Raw genomic sequence first — 13,570 nt, forward strand, 5'->3', positions numbered from 1 at the left:
CTTTCCTTATTTGCATAGCCCAAAATTGCCAATCCATAATAAAGAATTTTGTCCGACAAATCGCCAATACAGATAGAGAATATTAGAACGAAAAAATTTGCCACACCATAATTATGATACAAGAATGTATAAATTTAGCTAGAAAACTTAGGAAAGGAGAAATCGATATCTCCGAATTTCAATATCTCGAGCAGATTGATGAGAAAGAGGACGAATCTTACGATTTAAACGAAAGACGAAGATTTAAAATTCTGCTCGGAATGAGATTCGATCCTTCCGAGCAAGACGAGTCTTTATTAAAGATATTAATAAAGCAAGAAATTGAGATGAACAGTAACTCGGTTTCCCGAAGCGGGCTGGCATCTCTTGAGTTAAATTCTTTTCTGCTTTCTCGTTTTCGAAATCTTGAAAATGTTTGGCTTTTTTTGGAGGCTAAAAGAGCAAACTTTGACGCGCATTGTGGTTATGATCGGCAATATATAATCTCTGCGGGGATTGAGGAAACCTTTGCATATGTGAACAGTTCCCAAAATGAATTAAAAGAATTATTTTATGAGTATATGGAGGCATCGCCGGAACTCTGCGATATCAAAGAGAAAGATTTAGATCATTGGTTTTCATCCATGACTTCACAATATGATATAAAGAAGGATTTTGCTAGTTTAGACGATCAGATATGGATGGCAGAACTCATTGGGGAAGAGGAGATTCTAAGAGAGAAGATTATTGAATGGAAAAATTTGGTTAAAGATTGGGATTCAGATAATTGTTGGTTTTTATCAAGTTATGCTCAAACTCTTCAGAATCTTGAATGGGAGATATTTGCAAACGAACAACTTTTCATCCTCGCATTGAATGATTGGAATAAAGCGAGTTGTCTTCAAACTTTAAGTAAACTGTATTTACAGTCGGGTCGACCCGAAATTTCTTGGAAAAAAATTTGTGATGCAATCGTATGTTTGGAAAATATTGAAGATTGGAGAAATGTAAATTTGGGGAGATTTCTTGTAGAAAACTCCTTCGATATTTTCCTCCATTTTAAGGATCCAAAGAATTCTCTCGGGAAAGAGGCTTATGAATGGGCAATCGAACAAATGAAATACACGAACTTAAAAGATGTGTCTTGGAATTTATTGGAGAAGGCGGGAACTTGTGCGATTCAAATAGGAGATCCGGAAATTGGAACGGAACTTTTAATGATACTTGAAAAAATGAAAAAGGAATTTGCGGATGCGTTTCCACATGACTATTCGGAATAGTATCCTGAGAAAAGGTTAATATAGAGGCTTTTCGTCTTTATAGAAAAACTTTTTATGAATCCAGGTCTTGAATAAGATCTTTGTTTTCTGCCGAAAGACGAATGAAATAGAAAGAAACAAATGTGGAAACAATAGCAGCTAAAAGGAACATACATTTAGGCCCAAAATAAAACCAAATCAATCCACCAAGATTACTCGCAATCAATGCAGCAATACTATTCAAACCTGCAAATGTTCCAATAGCGGAAGCGGAATCTGTTTTAGGAGTGATATTGGTGATCAATGCCTTGGAAATTCCTTCCGTGTTGGCAGCATAAATTCCATATAAAAAGAATAAGGAATAGAAATGGATTTTATCTTCTGCGAATATCATACCTCCATACACAAGAGTAAAAGCGAATAATCCGAAAATCAAAGTAGGTTTAAGCCCAATCTTGTCGGCTAAGATGCCCGCAGGAAGAGAGAATGCAGCATAAACTAGATTATAAAAAATGTATATTCCAATTACCTGAGAATCTTCTAAACCTTTTGCTTTTGCCATTAAAAGAAGAAAAAGATCAGAGCTGTTGATCAGTCCAAAAATCAAAAGTCCGATCACTAACTTTTGATAAGAGATCGGCGAATTCTTCCAATAGAGAAAAGAAGAAAGAAAGTTTGAATTCTCTTGTGTTACTAATTTTTCTTTATTCTTATCTTTCAGAAGACCTGAGATCAGAAATGCTGAGAGTCCTGGGACTGCAGCGATAAAAAATAGGATGGAATAGTTTTCAGGATAAAAATGTAAAAATACTAAAGCAAATGTAGGTCCGATCACCGCGCCTAAAGTGTCCATAGAACGATGAAATCCAAAAACAGTACCTTTACTTTCTGGTGTTGCCTCGTCGGAAAGTAATGCGTCTCTTGCACCTGTTCTGATCCCTTTACCAAATCGATCCATCGTCCTAGATAAAAAGATCCAAAGAGGGAAGGTAAAAAATCCCATGATTGGTTTGGAGATTGCGCTTAATAAATAACCGAATTGAACGAATGGAACTCTCTTGCCGTTTTGGTCAGAAAGTCGCCCGAAATAACCTTTGCTAAGCCCTGCGATTGCTTCTGCAAACCCTTCTAGGACACCGATCAAAATCACAGAGAAGCCTATGCTCTTTAAATAAAGAGGCATGATAGGATATAACATTTCGCTGGATACATCAGTGAAAAAACTGATGAAGGAAAGTACCCAGACTGCCTTGGTGATTTTTTTCAGGATAGAGGCTTTTTGTCTTTGTCGAAAAACTTTTTATGGATCAGGTCTTGGATAAGATCTTTGTCTTCTTCCGAAAGGCTGATGAAGATTACGTTTGCTTTTTTTCCGGAGACTCGGATCACTTCTGATTCAAGTTCCATATTTTTACCGTTGATATTTCCGAATAGAATGATCCGGTCACCTTCGAAAACGGAAGTGCGAGTCTCAATACCCGCTCCCCCAGTTCCTATATCAACGATGAATACTGGAAATCTTTGGGTCCGACCCTTAACTATAAAATCGCCATCGATGGTGATTTTGACGCGAGCGTTCTTTCTCTTCTGTTGAGAAGGGTCCCGGTATTCGTATTTATCGTCGAAAAGGGAGTTAGTGCCCGCCATACGACAATCATGCAGAAGTTCGAAAATCAGTCAAAGTGAAATTGTAATCTTCTTCAGGTCCTTCTTCGCAAGGTTGAGAATTCTTGTAAGAGAAATAAACAGAGGCTCCATCTAAAACAATTACTGTTCTGGAAACTGAATGTGCATCTCTTCTATGCATACAAGGCGATAAAGCGCCTTGTTCAGGCAAATGAGAAGATAAGAAAGACTTAGCAATCTTTGCAAAATTTGTGGCATCAGGAAGGGAAGAAGGACGAAAACTTGTTTCAAAGGTTTCTCTTCTGGCCACTTGGGCCTTGGGTCCCTGCGTGAATGAACTTCCGAATACTGCAAATGTTTCGGAGCCTGTTTCTGTTTGGTAAGTTTTACCATCCCAGACAAAAATTTCGGTCTTCTCTTTACCGACTTTGAATAGTTTGAATGGATAATATTTTTCCAACTCTGAATCTGTATAAGACTCAGGAGTTCTTTCTCCGAGCAGAATGGAGCGGACTAACAATCCTCTACTCACAGGATTACGAAGTAATTTTAAAGTAGCTTCGTAATAATTTACTAGACAGATGATTTCTCCAGTTTGAGTGACTCCTATCCAAGTACCTCCTGCTTCTCCATCGATTGGAGCGATTGCCTTTCCTGAATTGGATTCGAGCAGTTGAGGCGAAAGAGAGGGTTTTCTTTTGAAGGATTCGTCTCTATTAAATCCTACTCCAAGTATTCCTTTAGTTGGGTCTCTATAAATTATAGAAGTGCACATTTTATTTCCCTACACTTAGAAAGAAATCTACTCTTTCGTTACGTTCTGCCTCGTAAGCTCCGTTACCAGGGATCAAAGGTAATGTTTCTCCATAACCTCTGTATCTATATCTTCCAAATTCATAATCTTTTCCGAATAAAGATTGAAATACTTTCTTAGCTTTCTCTTCGGAAGCTCTTAGATTATATTCATCGTCTCCTCTATGAGAAGTATGGATTTGTAACTCCGCTTTGTACCCAGGAAACTTGCTTAACACCGATTTTAGTTTAGAAGGTAACGTCCACCATTTGTCTTCATAAATACGATTTGGGACGGAAAATCTAAATCCTTCTTTTTCTTTTACTACTAGGATATCTGTTTTTATATCTCCTAGCTCTAACTCCTCTTCTCCGCCAAATATGTCTTTGTAGGAGAGAATAAATCTAAGTTCTGCTAAAGATCCTATCCTTCTTCCTTGGTCATCTAATCCATACCAGATCAATTTGTCTGGGCCGTTTCCTGTTCCGTTCCAGCTGCGAACTATCCTTTCTTCCTGCTTGTCTCCATCATAATAGGATTCCATAATATTAATCTTCCAGGATACGATTGGAAGTCCTTTGGACTTTAGACGGATCTCAACTAAATCTTTTTGCCAATCCCCATCAGGTGTAAATCCACCTGGAGAAACATCGTAGGAGAATTTTGGTTTCTGATCTGAAAGTTGAAATTTTTTAGGGATGCTTGTATACTTATCATATCTATTATACACTATTAGACGATACATATAAGTTCCCGGACCTAATACTTTGTTTTCCTTGTTTTTAGGTTCCCAGATCAGTTCAGCCGGAGGTTCTCCTAAGGATTTTTGAGAGAAAACTAGATTATCATCTTTTGCCTCATTCTTAAAAATTTCCAATTCATAAGAATCCGATTTTAATTTAGAAGAAACAAATGAGTTAAATTTAATACGATTCAATGGATTGTTTGGATCAGAAGGAAATAAATCTCCTTCTACATTTAAATCCACTCCGGAGGAATCATTTTTAATTGTAAGATTTTCGATCTTATCTATCGATTCGTTCCCTGCAGGATCTCTGCCTGTGAGTTTATAAGTATACAAACCTGGAGGAACAGGACGTCCGTTGGAATCGGTTCCATCCCATACAAGTTGATAGGGAACTTCTCTATTTCTCCAAGTATAAGCTTTTAAGGATCTACCTTCGAAGTCTAAAAATTCTCCGGTAAAAATATCGGCAGATTCTCCGGATGCCTTTTGTTGTATGATAATTTTGGATAAGTTCCTATCTTCGCTTAATAATAGCTTAGTCTTACAATTTGCCTCTGCTTTCGGAGGTCTCGCATCTAAGTAGAATGTAGACTCTTCTGAGAGGATCCTTTCTTTGTTAGCAGTCAGTAAAAATAACTGATAGGTATAGTATCCGTCACCTACTGGAGTTCCGTTTTCATTTTCTCCATCCCATTCCAGGATAGAAGGTAGATAAATATCTTCAGGTGCAAATTCATTCTCATCTGAAAATAGTGTGAATCCTTTTCTGCGGATCTTGCCTGCTTCGAATTTTCTAACAGTTTCTCCGGAGGCACTTCTGATTGTTAATTCCCAGTCTTGTAACTTGGGTAAAGAAGAAGTCTGTATCTTGAATCTTAGAATATCGGAGACCCCGTCCCAGTTCGGAGAGAAGGAGCCGGATTCAGTGCTGATAAGCGAATTTGCAGAAACAGAAGAGGAGAATAAAATTCCCAGAAGACCTAAAAAAGGAAAAAATTTTCCGAACATGCTACTAGGAAATTCCTTCCGAGAAAAAATGCACTTATGTTTTATCCTCTAGTTTTCTGTTCCGGATCGAACCCATATGAGTTCCTGAATTAGAACACTCAGATTTTTCAGTATAACGTTTTAATGCAAATGTGACCGAAGCAAAAGCGATCTCTTCCCAAGGGATCTCTTCAGGAGAGAATAGTTTTACTTCTTCCGATTCTGGACTTTCTGAAAACAATCCATCGATTAAATTCGCGAGAAAGAACATATAAACTTGGCTGATATGAGGGATGCTGTAGACGGAATGTAGTCGCACTATATCTATCTTTGCATTTGCTTCTTCCGAAGTCTCTCTGGCGGCACCTTCTTCAACGGTTTCCCTGTTCTCTAAAAATCCCGCGGGTAGGGTCCAATATCCTTTTCTGGGTTCGATTGCACGTTTGCAGAGAAGTATTTTTCCTTCCCAGATAGGAATGGTCCCAACGATTACCTTTGGATTTTGGTAATGTATGGTCCCGCAGTTCTCACAAACATATCTTGTGAGACTATCTCCTTCCGGGATTTTTTGGACTACTTCAAAGCCGCAAACGCTGCAAAATTTCATGCTTTAGAAAACCTTCTCCATGCCAGGATCGCTTCTACTAATAACCAAAGAGTTAGAAAGATCAAAACTCCTCCGACTGTCGCAAGCAAATAGCTAGGCGATTTAGAGAATAAGAAGTCGTAGAAGTTAATGACCATTGCCCAAAGTGTTGCACCCAATACGAATATCATCGGTATAAAACTGATCCAGGTCTTCTTTTTAGAATACAATAAATAAATTGTAATTACAAGCAAAGCAAGTCCTGCTAATAACTGGTTTGTAGTTCCGAATAGTTTCCAAAGTGCTAATCCTGCTGTAGTTTTTTTGCCTCCTTGGTCTATTTGTAAGAATGCAAAAAAACCGATGGCAACACATGCGATAATACTGGAAACGTAACGATTTCCTAAAGTTTTTCTGATCATTTCAGATCCGAAACTTTCTGCGATCTCTTCTATATTATATCTTAATAATCTGGTAGCCGAATCTAGGGAAGTTAAGGCAAAACTTACCACGACAAGAGCAATGAATCCTTGTGCAAATCCTTCGTCGAAGCCTAATTGAGAGATGAACCTCCCGGTCCCATATATATAGGCTCCAACAGAAGGTGCCAAGCCTTGGATGCCGGACCAAGACTTGTAGAAAGAGGACCATTCCCCTGCAGATGCAAAACCGATTGTACAGGCAACAACGGAAGTAAGACCCAAAAGAGATTCACCGATCATTCCGCCGTATCCGATCACTCTTGCGTCAATTTCTCTATCCAATTGTTTTGCAGTGGTTCCAGAACTTACTAAAGCATGAAAACCTGAGACCGCACCGCATGCGATTGTAATAAACACGAACGGAATAATATCCATATCTACTTTTTCAGTGCGGATTGCTTCCGCATTAAAGGAGGAAAATTCTCCGAAGATGCTGCCTTTAACGAAACCAAAATAGATTGCGATGATCCCCAAATACAATAAGAAGGAATTGATATAATCTCTACTTTGGAGAAGTAGCCAGACTGGAGTAACAGACGCCAAGAAAGCATATGCAAGAAGTATAATTTTCCAAATTGGAACTCCTGGAGATTTGTCTATATCGTTTAGACCTGTCCAAGTCAAAATGGAATCATTCATACCAAGCACCATTACTACCAAGGTAAGCGCCACGGAAGCAAATGTAAGTGGTCCAAGCTTCATTCCTTTTTTATAATGGAGCCAACCGACTAAGATCGCAAAAACCATGATCCCTGCAGTAGGAATTACAGCCTCAGGAAAATGACTTCTGAGTTTAATAGGAGAAGAAGGAGTTTCTACCCTAACTTCTGAAGGATGTACGTGATCTTTGATGCTAGGAGTAGATTGTGTTTGTTCAATTTGTGGAGGAGGAGTTACTGGTGTTTGCTTTAACTTCGGATCTGCAGAGAACATTTCTGCAAGAACGATCACGAATACACCCATAGCTAATGCGACTAAGAAAAAAATGATCGCATGAAATAGACTTCTAGCTCTTGGTCCTAAAAGATCCTGAGCAACTTGTCCGATCGATTTTCCCTGGTTGCGGACTGAAACTACGATTGCCCCGAAATCATGGACACAACCGATAAAAATTCCTCCGAATACCACCCAAAGCATTGCAGGTAACCATCCCCAGATCACTGCGACCGCAGGTCCTAGGATTGGAGCAAGCCCGGCGATGGAAGCATAATGGTGTCCGAACAAAACCGCAGGCTTTGTGGGAAGATAATCCACACCATCGTTGAACTTATGAGCTGGGGTATCACCCACAGTGTCTTTGAGTTGGAAGATGGACTTGGATAAAAATCCGGAGTAAAACTTATAACCTAAAAAATAAAGAGTGAAACAACCAAAAACCGCGAGAAGGGGTAACATGTGGGAAAAATCTCGTTTTATGCGGCCCGGATCAAATCTTTTTTCTTGGGAAAATGAATAGACAAACTTGGTTACGGGAAGAGGGTCTAAGTATAGGTTCTCGCTTTGAACGCCCGTAGTTTCGATCAGGTCAAATCATCCTTAGAGGACGTAATCTTCGAATTACAGTCTGGGAGCAATGATTGTGAGTGGTTTATTTCCTCCGAAAAACTGATCGAAATTTTAGAGATCCGGCGAGAGGATTATTTTAAACTTCTCTACACTCTCAGAGGGGAAAGGGAATATTCTTCCAAAGGTTCCCAAGGTTTTACTCAAGACAATGCAGATCTTCTCATTTTATTATTGGAGAAGGTTTTAAAGATCGAAGGCCTCTCTTACGAGTTCGCAAAGGGCGGAGTATATTTCGATGATACCTATTTGGATGAGTTTCGTGCCTATTTGAAAGAGATCGTACTTTCCAAATTAGAAAGACATGATCTGGACAAGGAACTTCTACTCTTACTTATATCTTCTACCAAAAAATTCGAAGATGCATTTGACTCTTACTTTGATGATAAATTCGATCTGCAGAGATTAGTGGACAATGGGATCACTGAATTTTTAGACAGGAAAGGTTTTTCAGGAGACTACGGAGCGGACGTATTTTTAAGAAATTATTTCTTCCAGATCTTAAATACAAAGTTATTTCCTATCCGAACGATTACTTCTGAATACAGAGATAGAGCTTATTACGAAATATTCGGAAGATTCAGAGAAGAAGAAAGAGAAAAGACTAAAAAGAAAAAATCCAATTTCCGCAAAAAGTTTTCTTCTAGATCGTTTTATGAGGATGAAGATGCAGAAACAAGAGAGCATCGAGAATTTTTAGGACTCTCCGAAGAATATACAAAAGCAGAACTAAAAAATAAATACAAAGAGATGATCAAAAAATACCATCCTGATGTGAATAAAAATGGTTTGGAAATGACCCAAAAGATCATCGCCTCGTATAATTTTTTAGTAATGAAAGATCGTTAATTAAGGATTTGTTTCCTTTCTAGGCAAGACCTTCCATTGATTATCAGCCTTGTTAATATTTCCAGGCACATCTCTTTCCCAAAAACCGTGAACTTTTTCGTTATAGTTTAAATATAATTTGCCTGATACAATTTTCCAAGCTTTGGGATCCGTTTCATAAGTTTCTCCATCTCTCATTGCGTAAGCGCAATAACCTCCATACTGAGGAGCAAAGTTTTCAGGGGACTTCTTAAAAGATTCCAAATTCTTTTGTGAGGAGAATCTCCAGTCTGCACCTTTCCAGTGAAAACTGAATTTAGAATTTCCTTCCTTAGGTTTGGATTCGGTAAAATAAGAGACTGGATCGTAACCATTGATAGCGGTTTTTCCATCCGGCTTGAAAACAGGATCCACGAGTTGTCTGCTTCCACAATCCAACAGGAGTAAAAATAAGATCGGTAAAAAATACGACTTGTTCATGTATCCTTCTTCGGATCGAATCGAAATAGGTTACATCGGAGAGAATATGTCTTCCATAGGAGTAGGGCTTAGAAAAGAACATTATCCTTATTTAAGGAAAGCAGAACCTGTACGAATTTCTTGGTTCGAGGCGATTACCGAAAATTATATGGATACACAAGGTCGCCCCTTGGAAATGTTAGAATTTATTCGCAAAAATTTTCCCGTGGCTTTGCATGGAGTTTCCTTATCTATTCTTGGTGGAACTTTTCCGAATAAAAAATATATACGAAGATGGAAGGAGCTCATACAAAGAATAGATCCATTTATAGTTTCGGATCACCTTTGTTGGACAGAACAATCCGGAAATTATCTGCACGATCTATTACCTTTTCCTTTTACGGAAGAATTTCTGAAATTTGCGATCGAAAGAACTCAACAGGTTCAGAATATATTAGGTAGAAAAATTCTATTAGAGAATGTTTCTACTTATTTGAGTTTCCCTCAGAGTGAAATGCAAGAATGGGAATTTATCTCTGAACTTTCCAAAAGAAGCGGGTGCGGAATTTTATTAGATATTAATAATATATATGTGAACTCGATCAATCATGGATTTTCCGCATCTGATTATCTAAGTTCTATTCCTTGGGAGAATGTGGGGCAAATCCATTTGGCAGGTCATACGGACACTGGCGAATTTTTGTTTGATACTCATTCTAGGCCCGTTGCAAAAGAAGTTTGGGATCTATTCTCTTCTTTTTCTGATAAGATCCGTGGAATTCCAATCCTACTTGAATGGGATGAGGATATACCTAACTTTCCAGAGATGGAAGAAGAGGCTCTGAAAGCGAAATCCATTTTAGGATCTTTAACAATATGAAACCTGACGAATTCAGAAAAATTTTTTCGAGTGCCATGTTGGGAAAGGTAGAAGGTCCGCTATTGTCTGATCAAGTCCTGCCTGGCGGTAAGTTGGACTCTAATTCCGCGATAGCTGTTTATCAAGACGCTTACAGTGCCCGGTTTACGGAAGCCCTGGGAGAAAAATATGAAACAGTCTGGAAAATCCTAGGAGATGAGGACTTCTTCGAAGCTGCGAAAAGTTTTATTAGGGAGCACTCTTCGCATTCTTATAATTTATCCGATTATGGAGAAAAATTTCCGGACTTCTTAAGTGAAAATTTTCCAGAACATCCGGTACTGGCGGAGATCGCAAACTTTGAATATCAGGTTTTTAAGATATTTCATCTTCCTAAAAATGAGGGAATCAATTTACAAAATGGTTTGGAACAAGCAACAACGGAAGATCTAAGGATCAGTTTTCATTCTTCTATTTTATTTTTAGAATATTCTTATCCAGTTTATGATCTTTGGAAAACAGAAGATCAGGAAGATCTTCCAAAATTTTTAGAAGAAAAGAAACAATATCTGATCTTAGGAAAAAAGGGATCCGATCTATTCGTATCAGAGCAAGAAAAATGGGAATGGACTTTCGGTAAAAGTTTACAGGAAGGAAAAACTATATTGGGATCTTTAGAAATAGTTGGAAATCCTCCGAAAGGACTCGGATCTATTTCCGAATTCCTCTCGGGGATGACCAGAAACGGTTTGGTTGTTCAGGTTAGCTCTTGAACGTACCTTTTTTAGAATCACATTCTTTTTTAGTAAGAGAGATCCAGCCTTCACCTTTGCAGGAATTTTTTCCGGCACAACTATGACCTTTTCCTCCGCAGTCGCCAGTTCCTTTACAAGAATTGATTCCGTGACATTCTCCCTTAGGTTCTTCCGTTTTTGCCTCTTTCTTTTCGGCCATCACTCCTGTGGTAAATAAGCCGGTTAAAGCTGCGCCAATAATCATACTTTTAGTCAGATCGTTCATGTTTTAGTTTCTCCGGACGAGATTTGATAAAGATCGGATTTGGCATTCGATCTGTTTTTAGTTCGTTAGATGGATTGGATGGTTACAGAGGAAAAATAAAAGAAGGGAAAGATCTGAAATATCGGGACCTTCTTTTCGAAAGTCCCGATTGTATAAAATGAATTATTCTGGAAGTGCTTCGCCTTCGATACGAATAGAAACTTCTTCTCCGATCAGAAGTCCGCCTTTTTCTAAAGGTTTGTTCCAAGCGATATCGAAGTCTGCTCTTTTGATCTTAGTTTCTGCTTCGAAACCTAGGTGAGTGTTTCCCCATGGGTCTTTTGCTGAACCAGCAAATTTAACTTCAAGAGTGATCGGTTTAGTAACTCCCTTGATAGTTAATTCTCCTTGGATTTTAGAAACTCCACCTTTTTTAACGGTAGCTTTCTTTGCTTTGAAAGTAAGAGAAGGATGATCTTCTACGTTGAAGAAATCTTTTCCTTTTAAGTGTCCGTCTCTTTTCTCATCGTTAGTATGAATAGAAGCAGCTTTGATGGTAACATCTAGATCTGTAAGAGTTCCTGTGGCTTCGTCGTAAGAGAATTTTCCGCTGAAGTCTTTAAAACTTCCGGATACATTGGAAATGGTAAGGTGTTTGATTTTGAAGCCAACGCCTGTATGAGCGTTATCTAATTTGAAATTTCCTGCTTGAAGGCTGCCGAAAGTTAATAGCACCAGAAGGCTAGGGATCAGGTAAAGTTTCGTTTTCACGAGTGATTTTCTCCTTTGAGAATGTTTGGACTTTAGACTGATCTGCCGGTGTAATTATTGAAATTACAAGTAAAAATACAAAATTTATTTCGAAAAAGGGCGGGTGTTTGTACCGGCAGGAATTCGTTTTATATTAGGAAAACAGATTGTATCTCAGTACACAATAGATTGCTCTAAAACCGTCTTTCCAACCTATCTTTTTACCTTCTGCGTAAGTGCGTCCATAATAGGAAATTCCTACTTCATAAATACGAATGTCCGGGATTTTTGCAATCTTAGCAGTGATCTCTGGTTCGAATCCAAAACGATTTTCTTTGATATCGATTCCTTGGATTACTTCTCTACGGAACGCTTTGTAGCAAGTTTCCATATCTGTCAGATTAATGTTTGTGAACATATTGGAAAGAGTGGTCAAGAATAGATTTCCGAGTCTATGCCAGTAGTATACGACTCGATGGGCTCTTCCTCCCATGAATCTGCTTCCGAAAACAACATCAGCTTTTCCTTTGAAAATTGGATCGATTACGTCCGGAATTTCGAAGGGATCATATTCCAGATCTGCATCTTGTACAATGACTATATCACCTTTGGCGGCTTTGAATCCTGTGCGGAGTGCGGCGCCTTTTCCCTGGTTCTTCTCGTGAAATACGAGTTGATCTACCAACTTTTTAAAAGGTGCGGTTTTGAGAAGTTCTCTTGTTCCGTCCGTGGAAAAATCGTCCACAAGGATGATTTCCTTATCCTTAACAGGCACTTTCTTGACGGTTTCTAAAATGTTTTTAATGGTCTGTTTTTCGTTATAACAGGGAATTACGATGGAAAGTTTCATTTAACGTCCAGACCGACTAAGTCGCTCATCCGGAAATCTCGGATGATATTTTCGGCTTTAACGATTATTTTTTCTAATGCGATGCCGAAAAGTAAATTCTTATATGCTTCCGAAGCTTTCGGATAGTCTCTATCGCTGACTTGTACGGTCATTCTGTCGCTGACCCTGTTTTTCTCCACACATTCCAGTGCTGTCTTTCTGAGTGCTGCGAGCGCAATACATACTTCTTTGAGAATGTTCTGCGAATCCCTTTCCATTGCGGATTGGTTCCCATTTGCATCTAATAATGCCTTAATATGTTCTGAGATACGAAGAGAAGGCATTCCTCTTTTAGTGACTCCCACCCTTTCGATCATCGAGATACTATCTTGAAATGCAGAATATTCGGGAGTTCCTCTGAATATATGGATTAAAACGGGGAGATCAGTATCTGCGAATGCAGTCATAGCACCGTAAAAATATCTCATTTCCGGTCGGGCTAATGGATGGAAATCCACTCTTTGGTACTTGGAAAGTTTTTCCTCTTGTTCGTCCAGGATACGATTGATCGTTTCTCCCTTAGAAGCATTCCTTCTTTCTGTAAGTTCTTTATGTTTAGTTTTGATCTTTTCCAGAAAGTCCACTTCGTCTTTCAGGAAATTGTCCAGATTTCCCCTATGTTTTAGGGTTTGGATATAACGATCCTCAAAACCTTTGGCGTCGAAAACTTTAGGACTTTGTTTGGACCCTTCCCGGTATTCGGTTCGGAGTTTTTCTACGATTGTTTTTATCTCTTGATCGCTAAGTGCCATGCAAAAGGTTT

The 13,570-nt window shown here is 38.7% G+C and carries 15 protein-coding genes; 4 read left to right on the top strand and 11 right to left on the bottom strand.

Annotated elements, in window-relative coordinates:
• The first annotated feature begins 113 nt into the window (after window positions 1-113).
• A complete protein-coding gene (locus B1C82_RS13210; RefSeq protein ID WP_086448002.1) occupies window positions 114-1,259 on the top strand; it encodes a hypothetical protein in 1,146 nt (381 codons plus the stop codon).
• A 52-nt stretch (window positions 1,260-1,311) separates the two neighbouring features.
• Here B1C82_RS13210 and B1C82_RS13215 read toward each other — a convergent pair whose 3' ends face one another.
• From B1C82_RS13215 to B1C82_RS13240, 6 genes are read right to left on the bottom strand one after another with little or no spacing between them, the layout of a single operon-like run.
• Complete coding sequence (locus tag B1C82_RS13215; RefSeq protein ID WP_086448003.1) at window positions 1,312-2,505, bottom strand: MFS transporter; 1,194 nt, start codon at window positions 2,503-2,505, stop codon at window positions 1,312-1,314.
• Window positions 2,502-2,885: a PilZ domain-containing protein gene (locus B1C82_RS13220; RefSeq protein ID WP_086448004.1), complete on the bottom strand. Its 384-nt coding sequence runs from the start codon at window positions 2,883-2,885 to the stop codon at window positions 2,502-2,504. The genes B1C82_RS13215 and B1C82_RS13220 overlap by 4 nt, the downstream gene beginning before the upstream one ends.
• Window positions 2,886-2,892: 7 nt before the next feature.
• Entirely contained in the window at window positions 2,893-3,639 is a 747-nt protein-coding gene (locus B1C82_RS13225; protein WP_086448005.1) for an NRDE family protein, read from the bottom strand.
• 1 nt (window position 3,640) lies between these two features.
• The gene (lsa66, locus tag B1C82_RS13230; RefSeq protein WP_086448006.1) at window positions 3,641-5,413 is read right to left on the bottom strand and encodes a fibronectin-binding adhesin Lsa66; all 1,773 of its coding nucleotides are present in this window, start codon (window positions 5,411-5,413) and stop codon (window positions 3,641-3,643) included.
• A 34-nt stretch (window positions 5,414-5,447) separates the two neighbouring features.
• The gene (locus tag B1C82_RS13235; protein WP_086448007.1) at window positions 5,448-5,999 is read right to left on the bottom strand and encodes an NUDIX hydrolase; all 552 of its coding nucleotides are present in this window, start codon (window positions 5,997-5,999) and stop codon (window positions 5,448-5,450) included.
• Window positions 5,996-7,855: a carbon starvation CstA family protein gene (locus tag B1C82_RS13240; RefSeq protein ID WP_086448008.1), complete on the bottom strand. Its 1,860-nt coding sequence runs from the start codon at window positions 7,853-7,855 to the stop codon at window positions 5,996-5,998. The genes B1C82_RS13235 and B1C82_RS13240 overlap by 4 nt, the downstream gene beginning before the upstream one ends.
• Window positions 7,856-7,960: 105 nt before the next feature.
• Here B1C82_RS13240 and B1C82_RS13245 point away from each other — a divergent pair, with 105 nt between their 5' ends.
• A complete protein-coding gene (locus B1C82_RS13245; RefSeq protein WP_086448009.1) occupies window positions 7,961-8,872 on the top strand; it encodes a DnaJ domain-containing protein in 912 nt (303 codons plus the stop codon).
• On the opposite strand, the gene B1C82_RS13250 is transcribed toward B1C82_RS13245, so the two are convergent.
• The gene (locus B1C82_RS13250) at window positions 8,873-9,331 is read right to left on the bottom strand and encodes a YHS domain-containing (seleno)protein (RefSeq protein WP_086448010.1); all 459 of its coding nucleotides are present in this window, start codon (window positions 9,329-9,331) and stop codon (window positions 8,873-8,875) included.
• Between the two features lie 46 nt (window positions 9,332-9,377).
• On the opposite strand from B1C82_RS13250, the gene bufB reads away from it, so the two are divergent.
• Window positions 9,378-10,190 (top strand): MNIO family bufferin maturase, encoded by an 813-nt coding sequence (bufB, locus tag B1C82_RS13255; protein WP_086448603.1) that lies wholly within the window; start codon window positions 9,378-9,380, stop codon window positions 10,188-10,190.
• Window positions 10,187-10,942 carry an HvfC/BufC N-terminal domain-containing protein gene (locus B1C82_RS13260; RefSeq protein WP_086448011.1) on the top strand — a complete coding sequence of 252 codons (756 nt, stop codon included), beginning with the start codon at window positions 10,187-10,189 and terminating at the stop codon, window positions 10,940-10,942. Before bufB ends, B1C82_RS13260 begins: the two co-directional genes overlap by 4 nt.
• On the opposite strand, the gene bufA2 is transcribed toward B1C82_RS13260, so the two are convergent.
• The 4 genes from bufA2 to B1C82_RS13280 form a co-directional block, all read right to left on the bottom strand.
• The gene (bufA2, locus tag B1C82_RS13265) at window positions 10,932-11,189 is read right to left on the bottom strand and encodes a BufA2 family periplasmic bufferin-type metallophore (RefSeq protein WP_086448012.1); all 258 of its coding nucleotides are present in this window, start codon (window positions 11,187-11,189) and stop codon (window positions 10,932-10,934) included. The two genes, B1C82_RS13260 and bufA2, sit on opposite strands and share 11 nt — an antisense overlap.
• A gap of 162 nt (window positions 11,190-11,351) precedes the next feature.
• Window positions 11,352-11,939, bottom strand: a complete 588-nt coding sequence (locus B1C82_RS13270; protein ID WP_086448013.1) for a YceI family protein — start codon at window positions 11,937-11,939, stop codon at window positions 11,352-11,354.
• A 133-nt stretch (window positions 11,940-12,072) separates the two neighbouring features.
• Window positions 12,073-12,768: a glycosyltransferase family 2 protein gene (locus tag B1C82_RS13275; RefSeq protein WP_086448014.1), complete on the bottom strand. Its 696-nt coding sequence runs from the start codon at window positions 12,766-12,768 to the stop codon at window positions 12,073-12,075.
• Complete coding sequence (locus tag B1C82_RS13280; protein WP_086448015.1) at window positions 12,765-13,559, bottom strand: hypothetical protein; 795 nt, start codon at window positions 13,557-13,559, stop codon at window positions 12,765-12,767. Before B1C82_RS13280 ends, B1C82_RS13275 begins: the two co-directional genes overlap by 4 nt.
• Window positions 13,560-13,570: the final 11 nt, after the last annotated feature.

The organism is Leptospira venezuelensis (genome assembly GCF_002150035.1).
Classification (GTDB): Bacteria; Spirochaetota; Leptospiria; order Leptospirales; family Leptospiraceae; genus Leptospira_B; species Leptospira_B venezuelensis.

Coding starts and splice junctions, on each gene's coding strand:
- B1C82_RS13210 (WP_086448002.1), top strand. CDS start 114: ATGATACAAGAATGTATAAATTTAGCTAGAAAACTTAGGAAAGGAGAA.
- B1C82_RS13220 (WP_086448004.1), bottom strand. CDS start 2,885: ATGGCGGGCACTAACTCCCTTTTCGACGATAAATACGAATACCGGGAC.
- B1C82_RS13225 (WP_086448005.1), bottom strand. CDS start 3,639: ATGTGCACTTCTATAATTTATAGAGACCCAACTAAAGGAATACTTGGA.
- lsa66 (WP_086448006.1), bottom strand. CDS start 5,413: ATGTTCGGAAAATTTTTTCCTTTTTTAGGTCTTCTGGGAATTTTATTC.
- B1C82_RS13235 (WP_086448007.1), bottom strand. CDS start 5,999: ATGAAATTTTGCAGCGTTTGCGGCTTTGAAGTAGTCCAAAAAATCCCG.
- B1C82_RS13240 (WP_086448008.1), bottom strand. CDS start 7,855: ATGTTACCCCTTCTCGCGGTTTTTGGTTGTTTCACTCTTTATTTTTTA.
- B1C82_RS13250 (WP_086448010.1), bottom strand. CDS start 9,331: ATGAACAAGTCGTATTTTTTACCGATCTTATTTTTACTCCTGTTGGAT.
- bufB (WP_086448603.1), top strand. CDS start 9,378: ATGTCTTCCATAGGAGTAGGGCTTAGAAAAGAACATTATCCTTATTTA.
- B1C82_RS13260 (WP_086448011.1), top strand. CDS start 10,187: ATGAAACCTGACGAATTCAGAAAAATTTTTTCGAGTGCCATGTTGGGA.
- bufA2 (WP_086448012.1), bottom strand. CDS start 11,189: ATGAACGATCTGACTAAAAGTATGATTATTGGCGCAGCTTTAACCGGC.
- B1C82_RS13275 (WP_086448014.1), bottom strand. CDS start 12,768: ATGAAACTTTCCATCGTAATTCCCTGTTATAACGAAAAACAGACCATT.
- B1C82_RS13280 (WP_086448015.1), bottom strand. CDS start 13,559: ATGGCACTTAGCGATCAAGAGATAAAAACAATCGTAGAAAAACTCCGA.